We start from the raw sequence: 22,120 nt of genomic DNA on the forward strand, positions 1-22,120 counted from the left end.
CCCTAAATTGAAATTCACTATACACAATCCTCAAACACTGGTTCGATATACTCTTTAATCAGTTTTATTCTATCTTGAGCATGGGGTGTATAAAAAGAAGCAATTGAAATAACTATATTTTTCTTTTCATTGACATAAATCACATTTCCTCCATCTCCCATAGCGGCATAAGCATGTTCTTCATCATCAATAATCCACCACAGATAACCATATGACAGTTCTCCCCACCTGCTATGTTCTTTTGTACTCTCATTTATCCATTCGGAAGATATAACTTGTTTACCATTCCATATTCCACCATCCAGGTACAGTTGACCTATCTTTGCCATATCCGCAGGAGTCAGGGTAAGACCCCATCCTGCTGCATTTACTCCATTTTGGTCAACAACCCAGCCGTTGACATCCTTAGCTTCGTAAAATGCCATTTGTTCCTCTTTATTATGAAAAATCACATTGGACTTGGTCTCAATTTCCAGCGGCGAGAATAAGTACTTTGTTGCGAAATCAAGCACGGATTGCCCGGTTGCTTTTACAAGAATACCTGAAAAAATATCCGGTCCTATAAGGGGAGCGTATCTGAATTCTCCAATCTGTCCTTTTCCTCCTAATAAATCAAGTGCAAATTTTACCCAGTTATCGCTGGTAAAATATTTTGTATAAGGTTCGGTTTTATGTTTATAGGGTGCTGTCATTGTCAACAGGTCTTTAAGTGTAATGCTCTGTATCGTTTTTTCTCCTCTTTTTACTGTGTAATCCGGAAAAAAATCCAATACATTCTGATTAATGCTTTTTATGAACCCTTTGTCTATGGCTATGCCAATCAATATGGAAATAATACTTTTTGTTACTGAAAAAACATGGAGAGTGCTGGCAGCACTGCATTCGTTAAAGTACTTTTCATATACCGTCTTACCATTTTTCAGAACAATTATGCCTCCCATATTCTTGTAGCTGTTATTTATTACCTCTTCCATTTTTGTTTTTAAGTTCATGCATGATACCTCCTTATATTTTCCATATGCCCACCTCAGAATTAATTTACAGCATATTAGAAAATAATGGGCTCAATGGGAACGTAAATGTCCACTTCAATGATATGATTTTCATCAGCATCCGGATTATTACGATACACTTCAAATGGATAGGAATTTCTTGGAACATAACCACTGCATGTAAGCCATTCCTTATACATGTAATCCCAGACATTGCTGAATTGTTCCTGCTGAATCCGGAAATGTCCAACCGCATACAGACCACCTTCTAACTTCATCCTTCCAAGAACTCCGTTTTCTTGTATCAGTATGTCCTTTGGAACCGTCAGGCACAGACTGGTACGAAACTGACTCTCATCTCCGAATTCCGGATTGTCATGATATATGGCAAGCAGCCAGTTTTGTTCGTCTACAAGAAGGTGCTGATTATTCGCATGAACAAATAACGTGTGTAGCAGATTGACATATTCTTTTGATAAAGTCTCATAAGTGCCGGTATGTCTGACATAAGCGACCTGTTTTTCTTCCAGGTTTTCTATTGTGATTTGACCAGTCACAGGAAACAGCTTTTCTGCCCATTCTTTCTTTGCTGTATCCTTATTGTACTCTGACAATAAAAAAGAATCTTTGCAATTCTTGCTATATTCCTTACGATATTCTCTTGGACTAATGCCATAATAATTCTTAAAAGCTCGGGAAAATACAGCTGAGTCCGTAAATCCAAGTTCATAAGCAATGTCCGTGATATTTTTATCTGCCCGATGTACTAGCAGAAAAAGTGCATTCTCCATACGGATTCGGTTCACATAATGAGCCAATGATTCATGTAACATACTCTGAAAAATTCGGCTGAAATGATACTTTGAGAACCCAGCAGCATTAGAAAGCTCCTCAATAGACATGGGCTGTCCGAAATGTTGCTCAATGTAGTCCTGTACTTTATGAATTCTTCGTATGTATTCTTCCTTACACTCCTGCTCTGACATATGATTTCCTCCTGTTCCTGTCACGGTTACACTTATCATACCTCAAATGTTATTTACAAATATACTAATTTTTTAAAATTGTAATAAATTAAGAAGATTTCATTACCATTTTTCATACCGAACTATTTCATCAATCTTTTTTCTTGGTCGTTGATTTGGTGCTTCATCACCATATCCCAACGTAATTATTCCGCACACATATTTATCTTCCGGAATGTTTAGAATAGGTCTGACAGCATCTTGTTCAAACCACGCTGTCCAACATGTTGCCAACCCCAAATGCTCTGCTTCAAGCAATATATGTTCTATCGCAATCGCTGTATCCCTAATAATTAGTTTAAGCTCTGGCTCAGGGCTGTTCTCATCCAGCCTGACACTGATGTCTTCAGAAATACGACAGCGAATATCTGCTACGCACACAATAAATACTGAAGCTGTCATCATCCATTTTTGATTATGATCGGCAATTGTTAGTTTCTCTTTAGTTTCCTCTGATTCAACTATGATGAAAGTCCATGGTTGAGTATTGCTGCCTGATGGTGCTAATCTAGCACTTTCTAATATTTGAACAACCTTCTCTTTTTCAATTTTTTTATCAAGATATTTACGGATGCTTCTTCTGTTTTCTATTTGTTCCAGCATGTTAATCTCCCTTTCTGATATAGGTCATCGTGGAAGCTTGCTCATTTTGTGTGATTTGGCTCAGATGTCCACGACGAATCTAAATCTTTTCCTCTGAAAATTCGGCGTTGGTCATTCGATTTCTGAAGATACATATCCTCATCCGGATAGTAACAGGTATCCTCTTTTTCGTTGGTTCCTACATCTATAATGACCAGACTTTCATTGCCAGAGTTATAAAACGTATGCGCGATTTCTTGCGCCGCCGGTTTTGCAATGAAGTCACCCTGTTTCACAAGCCACTCTTGGCCGTTTAAGCGCAAAGTCCCGGAGCCAGAAAGGATCATAAAAAACTCTTCCTGTTGGGAGTGACTATGATATTTGGTGCTATATGCTTTCGGCGGAACGTAATCAATGTTCACATAAATCTTTTGGCTCCCCGCCGCAGCACCTAACGATTTTGTAATTAAGCCAACGGAATCTTTCCATAAAAATTCTTCTGGTAATTGTTCTACATTCAATATTTCCATGTGTTTGTTGCTCCTTCATAAAATATAAGAAATTTGTATTTCGCATTGTTTGATATTGACGGTCATAGGGGACGGTTCTCCTTGACCATTTCATTATATCTTTTAACACCGTTACTCTTAGATTTGGTGATTTTCCACAGAGAACTGCCCCCTATGGCGCATAAACAATTTTGGTTCGCTTCTCCTCATTAACCAATCCTGCAATTATTTCTTTAATTTCATTGCTCTAATCAGCAGAAAATCAGGCTTATGAATGTTGTCCAAATAATCATGATATTGATTCATTACCAACTCAGATGGAATTGGCTCTGACATCTGTTCAATACAGAATCCAGATTCGATTAAAGTGTTAATAATACTTGAAAACGTCCTATGATACTTAATAACTCCATCCTTAAACCATCGAGATTCTCTTTTACCATCAATTGAATAGTTAGAAATATTTGCATAGAGCTTTTTGCCATTTTCATCTTTAGTCCATCGATTTCCATATGTAAAACTTGTACTAAAAGGATGCTCTTGCGAGAAAATAAATTTACCACCGTTATTAAGCAATCTATATACTTGTTCCGCTACCATCTTAAAATCCTCTATATAATGCAACGCTAAAGAGCTAACAACCAAATCAAATGATGGATTAAGTTCTGATAAATCCTCCATATCCAATTTTTTGTATATAATCTGAGGTGATGAGTTTTCATTAATGGCAACCTGTAGCATTTTTTCAGATATGTCGATTCCTACCACCTTATCAGCTCCCATTCCTATGTACTTAACACAATGTTCTCCATAGCCGCAACCAAGATCCAAAATACGAAGACCACTAAGTGGAGGTAGCATTTCAAAAAGAGCAGGAATTTCAACAATTTCATTTGCATTTACTCCAGATCTTAATTTCTTATATGATTCAAAAAAAACATTATCATCGTAAATATTTTGTCTATTCAACGCTCATACCTTCTTCTTCTAAATTAATTTACCTGACTTTAAACTATAAGTCATAGTTTGTTATGTTATAAATCTATACTACTTTAACAAGTCAGGCAAATTCTATTTAACTGTGCGTTATTATATAATTTGTTTTTCATATTTTTGATAATGACATGCTCGTTTAATACACTATCGTTTTTAATTTCGCTTATAACATTTACAATTTATTTAAATTAAACTGTGGGTATTATATTTAGTCTTACTTCAAAAAATATGCCATGGGGGTGAATCGTATACCATTCACAGTCTGCTCCTTGTCTATATCAACAAAACCAAGTCGATGATATACTTCTACTGCATATGGAGATGAATTTACAGTAATTTTGCTAACATTGTCCTGTTTTTTGCATATTTCTTTAACTGTCTGGAATAAACTTTTTGCTATACCTCGCCTATGATAATCCTTTTTTACAAACAGCATACATATATGATTAACTCCTCTTGTTGCTATTACGCCTGTCAAATCACCATTATCTATATATCCCCAAAAACATAACTCTCCTTTATCAAATTTTTCAACAATAGAATTATATGATATAAATTTTCTAAACTCTTCGATACCATCTGTTGAGTAATCAGGTGATTCAAATTCTTGAAAAACCGCCCACACTAAATCAAGAGAATTTTCAATATTTTCTTTCTTCAACTTAATAATATTCACACAAACACACCTGCCTAACACGAATTATTGTTTCGCATTTATTTAAATATTTTGACATAAGATTATATATTTTATTTATAATTAGCACAAAATTTCACTACCAAAATACTGTTCCTGAAAGTATATTTTGTTGTTCAATTCCTTTTTTCGTAAATATCATATTATATATTCAATTATTATGTGGCTCCTAATGTCATATTTTTATTTTATAAATCTAATTTTATTTCATCTCATAATAAACATAATGGGAAATTCAAATTATCGACAAATTGGAATTTATCTATTTCATAATCAACACTAACGTTCCATTAATAATCGACATATAGTTTGAATATTTCTGTCTATAGGTTGCGTTCCATCTACCCGAATGATCGGAATATTAATATACTCTAACCATACTGCTACATCATCTTCTGAACGTTGCTCAACCATATCAAAAAACTTTTTCTCCTTCTCATATAAATCGCCACCTTGCAAAATCCTGTCTCCAAATTTTTTATATGATCTATTTCTTACTCGTTTCATTCTAATTTCTTTTGGCGCACTAACCAATACCGCACAAGTAAACATGGAACTAACTTCTTCACCATAATTTCCTTTAACCGAAGCAAGTATAAAATTATCATATAGTTTTAGATCTTCTAACAATAAAGACGACACCTCTTCTCTTGTTCGTGCCATCTCATAGTTATAATCCATGCTATTTAAAGGGAAATAATAGTCTTCTATGTCCACAAACTTCCATTCTAATTTTTTAGAAAGTTCTTTGCCTAATGTACTTTTTCCTGCACCATTTCCACCACATACAATTATTCTATTTCCCATTCTATTTTCCTCATCAAATTCTTATTTAACTGTGCGTTATTAGCCAAACTAGAAGTTTATTTTATATCTTTATATTAATTTTATCTTACTTTGCTTTCCGAATTCATTTATATCTTTTGACATTTCGGACAATAATAAATGCTGCCGCCCATGTATGCTTCTTTGATTATTGTGGTGCCGCATATTTCACATGGCTTGTTAGCTGTGTTTTTGCTTAGTTTTGTTATGTAGCTGCCTGGGTTTCCGAACAGATCTTTTTCAGTGTCCCTGCCGCCTTGTTCTATCATTTCTTTTAGGGTAGTTTTAATTGAATCATAGAGGAGTTCTTTATCGCTTTTCGTAAATGATGAAACTTTTTTCTTTGGATGAATTCCGGCATTGAAGAGAATGTCCTGCAATGTGCCGTTACCTAAGCCTGGTATTCTTTGCTCAGTTGCCAGCAAAGCTTTTGCACTTAATTTTTGTGCTCCTGGTGCAGATAAAATTGCATTAAAATATTCCCTGTCAAATTCTTCAGAGATGGGAGATATACTATCTTTGGCGCGTAAATAATATGAGTTGTCAAATCCTCCAACATTAAAGCACCATAGACCTCCATACATTTGAACTGATGCGCTCAAGGCTGTAAAATCCTCAAATTCAACTAGAAGCTGGTGCTTTTGCGGTCTTTTTTCTCCAATACCATGGAATCTTAAATTGACTCCATCCCCAAATAATAATATTGCATCCTCAACTGTGATTTCAACATATCCGGCTACTGCTTCCGCTCTGGTTATCACTTTTCCTGAGAGCATACTTTTGTAGTCCTGCGGATCATTGTTGAACCATGCAAATTTATGAGGAGATTGTGAAGCTATAACATCCTTAATTCGTTTTCCTTCAACAGTTTTGTTTAATTGCATTGATAATGTTGATGCTTCTGGTATTTCAATCATTTTTTACACCCCCTAATGTAAATAAATAATCAAGTATTAAGTTAATCGCGCAATATATTCATTAAAACAATACTAGCATAATATGGAGAAAACCGCAATAAATGTTTCCTAAAAATGGTAATTGTTATATATGCTTTACCTTTACTTGGTAGAAGTGATTTAATTTAAACTATAATTACTATTATTGAAAAATATGTTTCTTACAAGGAAGAATAATTTAAATAAATGATATAAGAAAGTCAATTTACAGAAATTCTTTCACACACTCAAGAAATGTATCTGTAGGAAATGCAGATACATTTCTTTATTCCTCTTTTAAAGGAACTGCTTTAATTTTGCTAATTATCATTTGTTGTATCGCCGTTTCCACTGACAGGTATTGTATCACCCAGAAATTTAGGGTTCGGCTTAAATATAGCCATAAAAAAATCCTTGACTCTTGCAGCTTTTTCTCGTATTTCTCTTAAATCCTGGCCTGCATATACCCTGATGTCAGCTGATACTCCATATGCTTCTATTCCAAGGGACCTTGCAGTGTATAAAGCTCTATACAGATGATACTGTTGAGTAACAATTATAATTTTATCTGCCTGAAATATTTCTTTTGCACGATAAATGCTGTCATAGGTAGATATGCCGGCATGATCCATGAAAACATGCTCGGAAGGTATTCCCCTCTCAACTGCATATCTCTTCATTGTGTTGACCTCATCGTATCCTTTGGTGCTGTGATCACCGCTCATAATCAATCTGTCGGAAACCCCTTTATTATATAAATCCATGCCTGTCAAGATTCTGTCCTCCAACATTGGACTTGGAGATCCGTCTCTTCTAACTCCGGCACCAAGAACCAATATGCAGTCCGCATCTTTATCTAATGATTCTTCAGCTGATATTATCATGTCTTCAGTGGAAGATTTCACATGAATATTGATAAATATAGTTAATAAAATTGACAATATAATCAATGAAATAATTGCTTTAGAAATAAAAATCCCCACTTTAACTATTTTTTTCATAATGTCTCCTGATAAATACTCTTAGTTATATTCTACTAGATTATGATATAAATTGAAACATAAAATCAAATTATTTTATTTACATATAAAAATCTGGTAATTGATTTATCATTACCAGATTTAAATAGTTTTAAAAATTATTCTTGTCCTTCTGCTGATTTTCCAATCCAGGACATCATTGACCTTAATTTTCTGCCAGTTCCAATTATAGGATGCTCCAGCTGCATTTTTTTCATTGCCTGGAATCTTGGCTTTCCTGCTTTGTTTTCTGATATCCAGTCGTAGGCAAATGTTCCGTCTTGAATATCACTTAATACTTTTTTCATAGATTCTCTTGTATCTTTAGTAATTATTTTGGTTCCAGTTATATAATCTCCGTATTCTGCTGTATCACTTATAGAATATCTCATATTTTCAAATCCGCCTTCATAGATTAAATCAACTATGAGTTTCATTTCATGTAAGCATTCAAAGTATGCTATTTCCGGCTGATATCCTGCTTGAGTCAATGTATCGAAACCTGCTTTAATCAGTTCAGTTATTCCTCCGCAAATAATTGCCTGTTCTCCAAATAAATCTGTTTCAGTTTCTTCCTTAAAAGTTGTTTCTATAACACCAGCTCTGGTTCCGCCTATTGCCTTGGCATAAGCCAATGTAATTTCCCTGCATCTTCCTGTGAAATCCTGATGTATTGCAAAAACATCCGGAACGCCTTTTCCTTCAAGATACGTTCTTCTAACCAGATGACCTGGTCCCTTGGGTGCAACCATGAACACATCTATATTTTTGGGCGGTATAATTTGATTGTAGTGAATATTGAATCCATGAGCAAATGCAATAGCATTTCCTTCTTCCAGATTAGGCGCTATACTTTCTTCATAAATTTGTTTCTGAACCGTATCCGGTGCAAGCATCATAATTACATCTGCTGCACGAGCTGCTTCAGCAACTGTCATAACTTTAAGCCCGTGTGATTCTGCTTTAGCTTTGGATTTGCTTCCTTCCTGAAGTCCTACGACTACATTTATTCCGCTTTCCATAAGATTTAGAGCATGTGCATGGCCCTGGCTTCCATAGCCGATTATTGCCACTGTCTTTCCCTCCAGATATTTTAAATCTGCATCCTTGTCATAATACATTGTTCCCATTTTACTTCCTCCATGAAATATAATTTTAGTTTATTAGTTATGTCATTTGACAAACCTACAGCAATACTAGTTGTCCATGAGAAAGTTAGCAATTTCCAGTCTCGTTCATCAATTTATTTGCTCACTTTCGCTCGCATAAATTGAGAACTCGTTGGGTTTGACCTACCAACCATTTTACAGAAAAAATACTCTGAAAAATTGGGTTAGGGCATAAAAAAATCTTCCTCTCTCAGGGTAAACTAATCCCTAAGAGACGGAAGATATAAATCTTTCGCGGTACCACTCTTATTCATTTCATACGAAATGCCCTCTCCGGATACGGAATATTTCTAGTCGATATCCTGCCACTTTTAACGATTGGCTTCTTCGTACCATCCTACTCAAATTTTCGGAAGGTCCGCTCCAAGGCTACTTCTGCATTTCATCTGATATTGTCTTTCACCAATCCAACAACTCTCTGAAATCGCTGAAAATGCATACTACTCCTTTTCACAGCGTTTATGTGTTTATTAATTTGTATTTTTTAGAAGTATAACATCCGCAAAAAGGTTTGTCAATTAAAATTTTAAAATTTTGTTTTGTCATAAATTCAGTAGTATTTCATCCAATTTAACTATGACACATTTCTTTTCCAAGTTTTCTTGCCATTAATTTATATTCACTGTTCTCTGCATCCTGCCTTGTGCCTAATCCATAGGCCAAAAGCATTCCGCCTTCCTGCCAGTTCATATATTTGCACAAGCTTTTGTAATGAGCTTTTATTCCATCCATAGCCCATTCATCTTTATCTGCACCTGCAGCTATGAGAAATAATTTTTTTGAATTTTCCCTAAGCAAATCATTAACAGAATAAAATCTGTCTATAACCCTTTTTAACTGCGATGTCATACCGAAATAATACAATGGAGTTACCAATACAACCGCATCGGCAGTTAACAAATGCAAAATTATTTCAATCATGTCATCATATTCATATACACATTTACCTTCATTCTTCCGGCAGTGGTCACAACCAATACATGGATTGAGTTTTAATTTTGCTGTATCAAAACGAATTAATTCATGAGATGATTCCATTGCACCGCTGCAAAATTCATCTGCTAGCAACGATGTTGTTCCGTTTGTGTGCGGACTTCCTGTAAGTACTACAACTTTCATACTATTCCCCTATTCTTATTCTGCGTTTTCATTGTTTGAATATGTAAATTTTTATAAATTATATCATTAATACAGAAATTCTTCAAACAATACAATAATTTACCCGGCAGCAAAAATGATTGCTGCCGGATTTATTTATATTATGTTTCTATTTTTAAATCCTGCTAAACCGACGAGAGTAAAAGTTATTGAAAGCAGAACAAGCAATGACAGTGACAATGCTGACAGTTCATTAACTGGAATGCTGTAGTGAGCGTAACCAAACGGAGTAAGCTCCATTGCTGACCAGCCAACAATTCCTGCCTCCCACAGCATTTCTGTAACAATAAACAGTCCAAGTAAAAACCAGCTCAATACAGCAGAAATGCGCGGCATCCATCCATACAGCAATGATGTAATTCCAATTATAACCCAGACTGATGGTATTTTTGTCAAACTCATTACTATTGCCTTTGAAACTAATGACATGTCCCCTGATGAATAGCCCCATCCCCATCCTACTGATGCCCCTAGGACTAAAAGTATAACAGCACTTCCTGCATATGCTATAATTAAATAACCGCTCATCAATTTGATTCTGCTCACAGGCTGGGCTAACAACATTTCTGCAAAATGCTCTGACTCTTCTTTTTTAAGATTAAGTACTGTTGATATACCATAGACAGAAGTTCCTGCCATGAGCCCCATAATATAAATGGTTACTGAAACAAAGCCTTCTCTGTTGCCGAGTTTTGACATAGTTTCTGCCCATGTGCTCATGTTCACTAGCATTTCACTTATATTTTCAGATATGCTTGGAGTTATAAATCCAACAGCACCTCCTATAAAAGCCATGCCTATACACCAAACTATTATTGTTTTCTTATGCTGTCTTAAAGATAGCGCCAATGGACTCTTAAGTTCAGCAGAATCCTCCGGACCAAGCTTTTCCTTGAAAATACCTCTGCCTAAATCTCTGTTATCCATCAAGTAATATGCAAAAGCAATAGGAATAATTGACAGCACCATAAAAACTAGCAAAGGAGAAAAATTATTTCCTCCAAAAGGCTCAGTTATTCTAAACCATGCTTCTGGAGCAAGCCATATCCAAAATGTGCTGCCGCCTCCAACATTGTTTATCATCATAGGAACCATGCTTAAAAAATAAAGTGCTAAAATAAAACCTCGTGCACTTCCGGAATCTTGAAAAATCTGTGATATGAGAACCCCAATTCCGGTAAAAATAAGTCCCACCGCACAAAGTGTCAATCCTGCCAATAAAGAACCTGTTAATGAAAATCCACTGATTATCATTATTATGGAGACAAACAATGCTGATATGAAACTTCCTGCAAAGCTAATAGCAATAGAAGCAGTTATGGCTGCATTTCTTCCTTTTCCGTTTCCATAAATCAATTCATATCTTCCGGACTCTTCATCGGAACGGGTATGTCTGATAGCGGTAAATGAACTTCCTATCATGACTGCAATAGATGATTGAAGCATTCCGCGCCATAAAACCGCACCTTCCTTGCTCAGTGGCACAATTGGACCAAGGATTGCATTTGTAAGTGCATTAGCAGAAAGTTCTGCCATAAATTCACGCCAGTCAGCCATAGATTCAATGAAAGAAATCTGTCCGGCAATTAAAAATAACGGTAGCAGTATCCAAACAGGCAATATGAATCTGTCTCGGCGCAAATAAAATCTCAATAAATTTAACGTTCCTTTGAAGTTATTGTCAGCCATATTACTTCAACTCCTTGTGAGCAGCATTATTAAGCATTATGCCTTCATTTTTTTCATAATGTCGCATGAAAAGTTCTTCTAAGGCAGGTGGTTCTGCTGTCAGTGACTTTATTCCGGAAGCTGATAGTTTGCTTATAATATGATCTAAATTTTCTGAATCTGCAGAAAAACGAACCTTTCCTCTATCATGAGAAATATCATGAATTCCTTCAAGTTTATTTAAATCCAGATCACTTTTTAATTCAACGGTCAAAGTTGTACGCGTTAAATGACGAAGATCATCTAACGTTCCTGACTCTACGATTTTTCCTTGTCTTATTATTCCAATTTTATCGCACACAGCTTCAACCTCAGCCAAAATATGACTTGACAGAAACACTGTCTTTCCTTCTTTTTTTGCTTTATGAATATAATCTTGAAAAATCAGTTCCATAAGTGGATCCAAGCCGGAAGTTGGTTCATCTAATATAAGCATTTTTGCATTTGATGACAATGCTGCAATTAAAGCTACCTTTTGACGATTACCTTTAGAATATGACTTGCACTTTTTTCGTATATCCAATTGAAAAGTTTCAATTAATTCCTTCTGCTTTGCAGAGTCAATGTTTCCATGCAATCGTCCTAAAAAGTTAATTACCTCACCTCCTGTTAAGTTAGGCCAGAGTGTCACATCTCCGGGCACATATGCTATGTGTTCATGCAACTTAACAGCATCGGTCCAGGGATCTCCCCCAAGTAATCTTACATCTCCTGAATCCTTTTGAAGCATCCCCAACAAAATCCGTATTGTAGTGGATTTTCCTGCTCCATTTGGGCCTATGAATCCATATATTTCACCTTCTTTTACAATTAAATCAACACCATCCAAAGCTTTTTGTTTACCAAAAAATTTTGTGAGTTTACTAATTTCAATTGTATTCATAAATACCCTCCCTATTTATAAAAACTTTTTCTTAATTCATCTAAATATCCGTTAAATTCAACACCTATTTTTTCATAGTCTGCCACATAATTTTCATCGCTTCTTATTTCTTCAAGAATTTTATTAGCATAACCCCCGATAGCCCAATAAATAAGCTGCTTTGATTTTTCAACATCAAGGTTATCTCTGAATTTTGAAATATCAATATCGCCGTAAAAATTCATAAGGCTGTATTCGTCAAGATTTTTTCGTCTTTCATCCAGTTCTTTCTTAACATCTTCAGAATCTGTAAAAACAACAACCTTTGTAAAATCAAATATCCACGGATATTTTTTTAAAACCTTAACTTTAAGCATATAAGTATTGCTCAATCTCTCAAATATATCTTTTTCATCCAAATCAATTAAATCAAAATATTCCTTTTTTATAATTTCTAAGCAATAATCATACAAAAACAGAAAAAAATCCTTTTTATTATTTACATAATGAAACATTAAGCTTTTAGAAATACCTGCTTCTTTTGCTATTACATTTGTGGAAGCATCATCAAAGCCCTTAGCTGCAAATTCTTTCAATGCTGCATTTATTATTTCTTCACGCCTTTTGGACTCTAAATTTAGCAATTTTTCAAACAATATAACACCTTCTTACAATAAAATTGACCTATTAGGTTAATGGAATTATATCGCCATTTACCTAATAGGTCAATATAGTAAATTTATTTTTATTGAATTTTATCAAATTAAATCTTTTCTGTTATATAAAGAGTAGGTAAAATAAACTGAAACAGCTGTTATCATTGTGCTAATTAAAACATACACAATGTTTATTCCGTTGTTCACTACCTCTGTTCCAGTAAAATATCTAAATGGAGACAAAAAATTAAGATAATTTATTTTTCCCACATATTCAATCACAATACCTATTACATACGTCACAAATACAAACAAAAAACCGGACTTAAGTGCTGAGTTGTGAGTATTGAGTGCGGCTGCCAACAAAAGGCCAATTGAAAAAAACACGACTTGGGTCAATAACATACCAATTATTGTTTTTGTAATCAATACAATAACTAATTTTCCTTCTATAACCCCTGCAAATGTACCATCTATGAACATAATGGTAGCAATGCTTCCAATCCATGATACAAATGCAAGCACAATTATATTTATAACGCCCACCAGTATCTTTGCAGTAATAATTTCATTCCTTTTATATGGTTTTGAGTAAATAAATTCAAATGTCCTGTCTCTTTGGTCTCTGGAAAGAATGGTAACTCCTATATAGACCGCATGGACAAATACGATTAAACAAATCCAGTAAAACATGATGAGATGGTAATCCAATGATGTATCCATGGATAATCCTTCCATGCCAAACATTATGACTACAATTCTAGGCATGGAATTCATGCTGTCCATAATGCTGTCTGCATATTGTGATACCATTGGATACTCAGCCAATCCATACAAAATGGTCACTAAAGTTACTATACCCCAGATGATTAATCCTTTTTTACTTAGTTTTAATTCTTTTATAATAATAGATTTCATCATCACACCTCCTAAGAAACAAGCGCAATATCTTTTTTGCAAAAAATTTTATATCCTGCAGCTAAGAATAAAAGTATTAAAATTATCAGTGCAGCAATATATTTAACCTCATATGAAACTGATGTAATAATTGCCGAGCCATTAAAATAATGAAGCGGTGACAAGAACCTAAGAAAATTTATTCCAACAATACGAGACATTGAACCCGTTGCATAGGATATAAATACCACTCCCGTTGATATAGGCAGTGTTGCCCTTATTTTTGGAAACATGGTCCCAATGAGCATACCAAAAGTCAGGAAAATCAGCTGAACCCAAGTGATTGAGACAGCAATTAAAACAAGTGTTTTTAGATTAAAACTGTAATTTGTTCCCCTGGACATGCTTACATACGACATTACAGTGTAAAAAACTCCCACAATAATTGCTTCTACAGCTAATGCAAAAAATTTCGATACATATACATTCCCTCTGCTCCATGGCTTTGTCAATAAAAAATCAGCAGAGTTTTGTTTATATTCTTTAGTCATAATTCCAAGACCCTTGTTAAATCCATTGATGGCACAAGCAAACATAATAAAAAATGTCAGGAAGTAATATATACCCATAGGAGTATTTAAAATCTCCATATTAAGCCCAATGGAGTCAAAAAAAGTATTATCACTTAATGATTCCATACCAAAGTTTGCACTGGCTATCATTTTTATATATACAGGAAGCATGAAGAATATTGCTGAACATAAAGCCAATGACCAAATGATAATAGACTTCTTCAACTGTCTCATTTCAAATTTAAAAATTACCATAGTATCCTCCTACTTATAATAATGTAAAAATATCTCTTCGAGAGAAGGCTCTTCAATAAAGACATCATCAACTTTAAGATTATATATCTTTTCAATGATTTTATCTGCTTCGCCTCTATAAATAAATGATACCTGTCTACCCTTCACCTTATAATCTGCAACACTGTCTTCTTTAAAATAATCCTTTTCAATTGGTTCAGAAACCATCAATTGTACTTTTTTATATCCGTTTTTTCTTAATTCAATCATGTTCTGAACGTTAATAATCCTTCCTTCTTTTATAATGGCAACCTTGCTGCATATCCTCTGTACTTCGCTTAATACGTGAGAAGAATATAAAATTGTGGCTCCTTTTTTATTTTCTTCTTTGAGAATTTCAAAAAATATTTCTTTAATCAATGGATCAAGCCCGTTTGTCGGTTCATCGAGTATTATTAATTTTGGAGAATGTAAAAGTGCTGCTACTATCCCCACCTTCTTTTTGTTTCCAAATGAAAGATCACTGATTTTACGTGTATCATCAAGCTTCAATTTTTCTTTTAACTCATTAATTCTGGCGCTGCAATCCATCTGGTAAAGTTCAGCTGAATACTTAAGCAATTCCTTTACTGTCATGTTTTCATAGTAATATGCTTCTGAAGGTAGATACCCCACGTTCCTGGCTATCATGTGGGCTTCTTTGATGCAGTCCATATTGAAAATATTTGCACTGCCTGATGTTGGATGAATAAGAGCTAAAAGTGTCCTGATTGTAGTGGATTTTCCTGCTCCGTTTGGTCCTATGAATCCGAAAATTTCTCCTTCCTCTACTGTAAAGCTTACATCTTCTATGCCTCTGTGTTTGCCGTAAAATTTGGAAAGACTTTTAATTTCAATCACATTTGTACTCATACATCCTCCTATTTATAAAAACAACGTTTCATAATATCGAAATAATCATCCCATTCACCAAGAAGTTCCATGCTTACATCTTCAAATGAATTTAATGAATTTCTCTGTTGCTCTGAAAAGCTGAGCATCGTCCAATTTATAATATTTATGGTTTTATTAATATCAATGTCATCACGAAACTTTGAAAAATCAATATTTTTATAAATCCTTGACATACCATTTTCAATAATTATTTTGCTCTTATTTTTTATTTCTGATTTAACCTCCTCAGATTCTTCCTTTCCAATGGCATTAATAAAATCAAATGCCTGGGGAACCTTTTTCATAATATTAAATTTTATAATACCCACATCTCTTATTCTTTCAAAAAAATCAGTTTCGTTTAAATCAATTTCGTCATACATGTTTTCAATAATTTCAGCAACATAATCAATCAGGAAAAAATATAATTCTTTTTTACTTTTAAAATAATTAAACAATGAACCCTTTGAAATATCAGCTTCCTTAATAATTTCATTTGTTGAAGCCCTTTCATATCCATTTTTGGCAAACTCTTTTAATGAAGCATTTATTATACGACTTTGTTTCTCCGGTTCTAAAGTATAAAACTTATTAAAAATCATAACCACCTCACCTATTAAATTAAATGACCACATTGGTCATATATATTATACAATATATGACCAATGTGGTCAAGGACTATGCTATATTTTATTTCTTTAATTTTTCTACTATTCCATTTCCACCATCAACAATTACTCTGTCTCCGGTTTTTAGTCTTAATGTAGCATTACCACATCCCACAACTGCAGGTATTCCCATCTCTCGGGCTACAATAGCTGCATGTGACAGAGGTGCTCCAACATCAGTTACAACGGCAGCTGCTCTTGGAAAAAGCGGTGTCCACCCTACATTGGTAGTTGTGGCTACTAATATTTCACCCTGCTGCAATTTATCACCTTCTTCCGGATTTAACAGAACTCGAACCGTTCCTTCCACCTTGCCCCCTGCTCCGGGAAAACCCTTAAGTATTTCGGAATCTGGAGAAGTGCTGACAGTCTTTGAAGAATCATAATAGTCCATTCTTCTGTTTTCATCCTTAATCCATTCCGAAGGATTAAATCGTCCTTTTATAATTGATGGAAATGGCGGTAATTCCTTAAATTTTTCATAGTTCGTTTTTCTTGCGGAAATAAACATCAATGATGATTCATCATTTTTTGTGAGTACATTTATAATATCATCAATGTAAAGAAAAAATACATCTTCACCAATTCCTATAATTTCTCCTGCTTTTAGCGCAAATGCTCTGTTGATTCTAAATACTCTTACTAACTCTGAACGCGCTGACTCTCTGTTTCTGGCCCCTTCTGCTGCCTTTTTTAATTGTTTGTCCAGCCATTTTGTTTTATTTGGAAACTTATCTTTATATCTTTTCAAAGCAACTTCAAACTTTGTACGTTGTTCATTCAATAGCTTATCTACATCCGTATCAGAAGCTGTAAATTCATTTATCTGTCTTTCAAGCCATGATTCATCCTCTGAAGGATCAGAAATTGATAGTTCAAACTCATGGGGACCCCTATGTCCATACAATTCTAAATATTCCTCTCGGCTTATGCTTCCTTTTACTACATTTGATATTCCAACAACAGGTCCAAGACTGGCAAGAACAGAATCTCCTCTTAGATTTGACAAAAGCGCATTAGAATCTTCTGCTCCTACCATTTCATTAAGTTTCTTGCTTAACGTCATGGCTATAACGGCTTTACTGCCCCCAGCCACATGTATCCACCATGCTTTTGAATTATATGGCTGAAGTTCATCATTCCATAAGGACAGCAACTCTTCAGGTGTACTAGCGACTTTAATCTTCTCTGAAATGTTCCTGCACCATTCAGGAGTATTCTTAATATGCTCATGCATATTTTTTGAAGCCTTCATTGTATTCTTTATTAAATTCTTTATTCTAGGAAACATAATCTTAATTAATTCAAGACGTGCAAAGGGATAAACAGGTACATTCATTCCCTCCGGAAATTGTCCGAACAAGTCTCCCATAAGTGACATGCCTCGTTTTACATCAAAACCATACAAGGCTGTAATGGCTGATAATCTTTGACTGATATTTGAATATATTCTTCCACAAATATTGCCTGACCATAAAAAATATCCTGGAATAAAGCCAGATTCAACATCTAATGACCTTACTATACTCCATGTCAGTGGAGTTATGACATCAGGTATTGCTTCTCCAACATTTGTATTTACCCATAGACTGTCACCTGATAAACTTTCATTTATCTCATAAGTGTCTAAATTTCCTGATGTCAGAGTAGTTATTGGTCTACACTGCAGCAGATACAATTTTCCATCTGCAACAGCCCATTCAATATCCTGAGGACTCTTCATTTCCTTTTCTAGTTTTGAGGCATATTCATAAAGATCAGATGCATATTTTTTTAACTCATCCGGGCCGGAATATCTTCCTTTTGGGCGCATTAATCTAAAAGGAAAAGCGTCAGATTCTCCCGATACAAGCTGCTCACCTAGACCATGTACGTAATTTCCTATCATATTTACATAGCTTCCTGTTATGGGATCAGCTGAAAACAATACACCAGAAACTTCAGAATTCACCATAAGCTGAACAACAACTGCTACCCTGTGAAACTCATCGACACCTTGAACAGAGCTGTAGACTTTTACTCGCTGTGAATTCCTTGAATTAAAAACTGTATAAATTGCTTCTAAAATTTTATCATCTGTTTCTGCATTTAATACTGTTTCAAATTCACCTGCAAATGATGCTGATTTTGAATCTTCACTTAAGGCTGACGACCTGACAGCAAACATTGCATCTTTATTATTTTTTCTAATTTCATTCAGTAAAAATTGTGTTTCTTGCCATGCTTCATTATTTAATATATCTTCTCTAAAAGCTGAGGGCAAAATTACAAAACCTTCAGGAACCGGATAACCTCCCTTAAACATTTTAGCAAGCATTCCGCCTTTACCGCCTGCAAATTTATATAGTTCAGGACTTAATTCTCTGAAATGTTTTACAGTGTCTAGCATAATTATCCTTCAGTTTTTTCTATGCCGTAACGTATCATACATAGAAAACTGTTCCTTTCTTCTATAAATTTTTGTAGATTAGCTTCATTAAAGTTAGTATCATTTTCAATCTCTGATAAATACTTGTTGTCGCAATAATCCAATGCAAGCATTACAAGCTGGAACGCCTGATCAGAATCTATTCCTTCTTTCAGACTAACTTTCTTAAACATTTGCTTCCATATCTGATTTTTTCTGAAAATCAATTCACCATACTTTTCTTTAATTTCTATTTTCAATTCTTCAGGAGTTTCATAAAAAGCATTAATTACGAACTTATATAAGACTGGATTCTTTTTATAGTATTTGAATTTGATGATGCTGAACTTTTCTTTAGCTTTAAAAAAATCTTCATATTCTGGAAGTGTATCAAAACCCATTTCAACCTTGCCCTTTTCAAAGCATCTGTCCAAAAGGTCCAGGTACAATTCCTTCTTGCCTTTGAAATGATGAAAAATCAGAGTTCTGGATATACCTGCCGCCTCTGATAGCATTAATGTTGAAGTATTATCATATCCATGATTTGCAAATACTTCCATACAAGCATCTAAAATTTGTTCCTTATCATATATTTTTTTAGGCATATTGACCTCCTGTAATTATACTGACCGTACTGTCAGTATAATTATATTACATGCTGACATATGTGTCAACAAAAAATGACAGTCAGGATTTAATCCAGCTGTCATTTTCATCTTCTTTTTAATTTATTTATCTTCCTTCTGAAATTGCTTTTATGGCTCCGAATAGCACTCCGGCTACAGGCCAGATAATCCATGACATTGCCCAGTTGTTGGTTATGAAACTGTATCCCAGATATACAGCAACAACTACACACCAATATACTTTTGAAACAGTCTGGAATGTTTTGTTTGATTTACTTCTTACAGAATAATCACCTTGCTGCAGCAGCACATTGCACGGTTCATAATAGCTGCTCTTGTTGATTAAGTTGTAGGTGGAAAGTGCAACAATTATTAATGTTATTGTTACAGCTATTACACTTAATCCATCAATTTCACTTACAAGTGGAGTAACAATTACAGGCAGTGCACTTAAAATATAGCATACCACTGAAATACTTACTGCCGCTTTATAAGTCGGCTCATCTTGCTTTTGTATATTTCGAACCATTTCTTCAGCCTTATAGTCAAGTTCAAAAACATTGAATTTAAGGTATTCATATTTTTCCAGTTTGCTTGTATATCTTATAAAGTGTAAAACTCCTGTTGCCACTAAACATATGAGAACTACCAAACCTGCAGCAATCAACAATTCTTCCTTAACACCAACAACGCCCAGCTCTTTTAATCCAATTAATAACAACAAAGTTACCGGAGAAATTATGCAAAGCAATACTCCCAAAGCTGTTTTTGGAGCTGCAGCTCTTGATTCTTCTATATAATTTTTTGCTTCTTCATAAGTAACCAAAGGAATATCAGTCTTATTTTCTATGACTTGCTTTATTCCCAAAGTGTCTCCCAGTTCATCCAGATTACCAAATTCAGATATTACAATTCCTATAGCTTCATTTTCAGTTTTTCCCTCATTCTTCAGCTCATTGTACTTGTCTTCCATCATTGCAAGCAATTCTTTTTTTGCCCTTGCCACATCTTCTGTCTGTGGCAACCCTAAAAACATGTTGTCAAGATAATTCCTAATTGTATTCATGGTCATTCTCCTCAACTATAAATTTTTCAATAACTTCACGGGTAACTTCCCATTCTTCGCATCTTTCCTTATAATATTTTATGCCTTCTTCTGTTATTTTGTAATATGTTCGTGGTTTCCCATTTGTTTCGTTTCCCGAGAACGCTTCAATGTAACCATTTGATTCCATTCTCTTAAACGCAGAGTAAAGAGTTGTTTCCTTCATTACATATTTTTCATTTGTTAATTCTCTTATTCTTTTGGAAATTTCATAGCCATAAGATGGTTCATCAAGCAAAAGATATAATATCATCGTATCATTGTAGCCCCTGATTACATCACTGCTAATCATAAAATACCTCTTTCTAATAATTTTACTTCATCTGTCGTACTTTATCTGATGAAGTAATTATAGTACATTTACTACGACAGGTCAAGTACTTTTTAAATTATTTTTATAAAAAAAATAGAGGGTATACCTCCATTTGAAATTATTTACTTAACTGTACACTTTCTTATGTTATCTGCAAATTTCTTTGCCTTTTCATTGATGTTTTCAATTTTTTCCACTTCACCGTAATCATTGGCCGTTTCCATCAGGGCAAATTCCGGTGGAAGCATGAATGTCTTGTTAATGTTCAGGGCACTTATGAGCTGCTGTGCAATTATGTCACTTCCGCTGAATCCTGAAACAATAACTGCATAGACATACTTGTCATAAAACTTAAATTTTCTGAACAGTGCTGTGAGCCTGTTTATTGCAGCTGACATGTTTGCGCTTATGGAATCATTGTAATTTGGGCATACCATCACAAGTACATCACAGTTTATTATTGCAGGGTATATTTCTTCAACCATCACACCTCCGTAAAAACAATTGTTGCTTTGGGAATAGTGCTTGCATGCCTTGTAAGAACATCCCTTGCAGTCTCTTACAGAGCCATTTTCAATATGTATTTCATTTATGTCAAATTCCTCTAAATTGTTTTTGACCATTTTCCAGAGAGACAAAGTGTTTGATGTGTTGTAGTTGCTGGCATGAAGAGCAAGTATTTTTGGTCTGTCAAGTTTGTTAGGGTTAAATTCCATAAGTTTGTCAACAACGCTTTTGCATTCCTGCAAACACACTTCCTCCAGACTTAAATCAGTCATTTTTTTTCGAGTGTTAAGGTTTTTTAATGAGCCTGTGGCTTCTGACAGAGGCCTTCCTGGAAACATACAGCCAGCCATATTTGCATAGAGAATTGTTTTTCTTGCTATATCTCTTGAAAAAAGTTCGTTGTTGCTGTTTATAATAATGCTTCCAGCTGAATTTTCCATAAATTTTTCCCCGGACATTCTTATTTTTTCAAGCATTTTAAAATGCTCAATATTGATGCCGGACTCTCCCAGTTCAACTGCAAACAAAATTTTCTTATTTTTCAAGTCATTAACTTCTTCACTTGCCCTGAAGATTACAGCTTCACGACCTTTCAATGAAAATTCAAGCATATTTTCAAGTCTAAGTGATATTTCCCCGGGAATGAAAACATTTAGTTTTTCCACAAAAACACCCTCTTTTTATTTAATAGCTAAAAATAAGGAACAT

At 34.5% G+C, this 22,120-nt stretch carries 23 protein-coding genes and 1 other annotated feature; all 23 genes read right to left on the reverse strand.

Annotation, left to right across the window (positions count from 1 at the left end; genetic code table 11):
- Positions 1-17: 17 nt before the first annotated feature.
- A complete protein-coding gene (locus LY60_RS08225; RefSeq protein WP_145082331.1) occupies positions 18-992 on the reverse strand; it encodes a serine hydrolase domain-containing protein in 975 nt (324 codons plus the stop codon).
- A 56-nt stretch (positions 993-1,048) separates the two neighbouring features.
- Positions 1,049-1,978, reverse strand: a complete 930-nt coding sequence (locus LY60_RS08230; protein WP_145082333.1) for an AraC family transcriptional regulator — start codon at positions 1,976-1,978, stop codon at positions 1,049-1,051.
- A gap of 102 nt (positions 1,979-2,080) precedes the next feature.
- Entirely contained in the window at positions 2,081-2,620 is a 540-nt protein-coding gene (locus tag LY60_RS08235; RefSeq protein WP_145082335.1) for a nitroreductase family protein, read from the reverse strand.
- Positions 2,621-2,661: 41 nt separating this feature from the next.
- Positions 2,662-3,129, reverse strand: a complete 468-nt coding sequence (locus LY60_RS08240; RefSeq protein ID WP_145082336.1) for a cupin domain-containing protein — start codon at positions 3,127-3,129, stop codon at positions 2,662-2,664.
- Positions 3,130-3,333: 204 nt separating this feature from the next.
- Positions 3,334-4,077, reverse strand: coding sequence for a class I SAM-dependent DNA methyltransferase (locus LY60_RS08245; RefSeq protein WP_145082338.1), 744 nt, complete (start codon positions 4,075-4,077; stop codon positions 3,334-3,336).
- Positions 4,078-4,318: 241 nt separating this feature from the next.
- Positions 4,319-4,780: a GNAT family N-acetyltransferase gene (locus LY60_RS08250; protein ID WP_145082340.1), complete on the reverse strand. Its 462-nt coding sequence runs from the start codon at positions 4,778-4,780 to the stop codon at positions 4,319-4,321.
- A 297-nt stretch (positions 4,781-5,077) separates the two neighbouring features.
- Positions 5,078-5,605, reverse strand: coding sequence for an AAA family ATPase (locus LY60_RS08255; protein ID WP_145082342.1), 528 nt, complete (start codon positions 5,603-5,605; stop codon positions 5,078-5,080).
- 107 nt (positions 5,606-5,712) lie between these two features.
- Positions 5,713-6,540, reverse strand: a complete 828-nt coding sequence (locus LY60_RS08260; RefSeq protein WP_145082344.1) for a DNA-formamidopyrimidine glycosylase family protein — start codon at positions 6,538-6,540, stop codon at positions 5,713-5,715.
- Positions 6,541-6,878: 338 nt separating this feature from the next.
- Positions 6,879-7,559: a SanA/YdcF family protein gene (locus LY60_RS08265; RefSeq protein WP_145082347.1), complete on the reverse strand. Its 681-nt coding sequence runs from the start codon at positions 7,557-7,559 to the stop codon at positions 6,879-6,881.
- Positions 7,560-7,696: 137 nt separating this feature from the next.
- A complete protein-coding gene (gene ilvC, locus LY60_RS08270) occupies positions 7,697-8,707 on the reverse strand; it encodes a ketol-acid reductoisomerase (protein ID WP_145082349.1) in 1,011 nt (336 codons plus the stop codon).
- Positions 8,708-8,953: 246 nt separating this feature from the next.
- Positions 8,954-9,209: a binding site (T-box leader), on the reverse strand.
- A gap of 107 nt (positions 9,210-9,316) precedes the next feature.
- A complete protein-coding gene (locus tag LY60_RS08275) occupies positions 9,317-9,865 on the reverse strand; it encodes a flavodoxin family protein (RefSeq protein WP_145082351.1) in 549 nt (182 codons plus the stop codon).
- Between the two features lie 135 nt (positions 9,866-10,000).
- Entirely contained in the window at positions 10,001-11,593 is a 1,593-nt protein-coding gene (locus LY60_RS08280) for an ABC transporter permease (protein ID WP_145082353.1), read from the reverse strand.
- Position 11,594: 1 nt separating this feature from the next.
- Entirely contained in the window at positions 11,595-12,515 is a 921-nt protein-coding gene (locus LY60_RS08285) for an ABC transporter ATP-binding protein (protein WP_145082355.1), read from the reverse strand.
- An 11-nt stretch (positions 12,516-12,526) separates the two neighbouring features.
- Positions 12,527-13,150: a TetR/AcrR family transcriptional regulator gene (locus tag LY60_RS08290; RefSeq protein ID WP_145082357.1), complete on the reverse strand. Its 624-nt coding sequence runs from the start codon at positions 13,148-13,150 to the stop codon at positions 12,527-12,529.
- Positions 13,151-13,252: 102 nt separating this feature from the next.
- Positions 13,253-14,068, reverse strand: a complete 816-nt coding sequence (locus LY60_RS08295) for an ABC transporter permease subunit (protein ID WP_212633468.1) — start codon at positions 14,066-14,068, stop codon at positions 13,253-13,255.
- Between the two features lie 11 nt (positions 14,069-14,079).
- Entirely contained in the window at positions 14,080-14,874 is a 795-nt protein-coding gene (locus tag LY60_RS08300) for an ABC transporter permease subunit (RefSeq protein ID WP_145082361.1), read from the reverse strand.
- A gap of 9 nt (positions 14,875-14,883) precedes the next feature.
- Complete coding sequence (locus LY60_RS08305) at positions 14,884-15,765, reverse strand: ABC transporter ATP-binding protein (protein WP_145082363.1); 882 nt, start codon at positions 15,763-15,765, stop codon at positions 14,884-14,886.
- Positions 15,766-15,773: 8 nt separating this feature from the next.
- Positions 15,774-16,388 (reverse strand): TetR/AcrR family transcriptional regulator, encoded by a 615-nt coding sequence (locus LY60_RS08310; RefSeq protein ID WP_246145398.1) that lies wholly within the window; start codon positions 16,386-16,388, stop codon positions 15,774-15,776.
- A gap of 88 nt (positions 16,389-16,476) precedes the next feature.
- On the reverse strand, positions 16,477-18,843 hold the full coding sequence (locus LY60_RS08315; RefSeq protein ID WP_145082367.1) for a PEP/pyruvate-binding domain-containing protein: 2,367 nt from the start codon (positions 18,841-18,843) through the stop codon (positions 16,477-16,479).
- Positions 18,844-18,845: 2 nt separating this feature from the next.
- Positions 18,846-19,466: a TetR/AcrR family transcriptional regulator gene (locus tag LY60_RS08320; protein WP_145082370.1), complete on the reverse strand. Its 621-nt coding sequence runs from the start codon at positions 19,464-19,466 to the stop codon at positions 18,846-18,848.
- 127 nt (positions 19,467-19,593) lie between these two features.
- Complete coding sequence (locus LY60_RS08325; protein ID WP_145082372.1) at positions 19,594-20,553, reverse strand: permease prefix domain 1-containing protein; 960 nt, start codon at positions 20,551-20,553, stop codon at positions 19,594-19,596.
- The gene (locus LY60_RS08330) at positions 20,540-20,884 is read right to left on the reverse strand and encodes a PadR family transcriptional regulator (RefSeq protein WP_145082374.1); all 345 of its coding nucleotides are present in this window, start codon (positions 20,882-20,884) and stop codon (positions 20,540-20,542) included. The genes LY60_RS08325 and LY60_RS08330 overlap by 14 nt, the downstream gene beginning before the upstream one ends.
- Before the next feature lie 143 nt (positions 20,885-21,027).
- A complete protein-coding gene (locus LY60_RS08335; protein WP_246145399.1) occupies positions 21,028-22,077 on the reverse strand; it encodes a flavodoxin family protein in 1,050 nt (349 codons plus the stop codon).
- Positions 22,078-22,120 lie beyond the last annotated feature (43 nt).

The organism is Sedimentibacter saalensis (genome assembly GCF_007830175.1).
In the GTDB taxonomy this organism is placed as follows: domain Bacteria; phylum Bacillota; class Clostridia; order Tissierellales; family Sedimentibacteraceae; genus Sedimentibacter; species Sedimentibacter saalensis.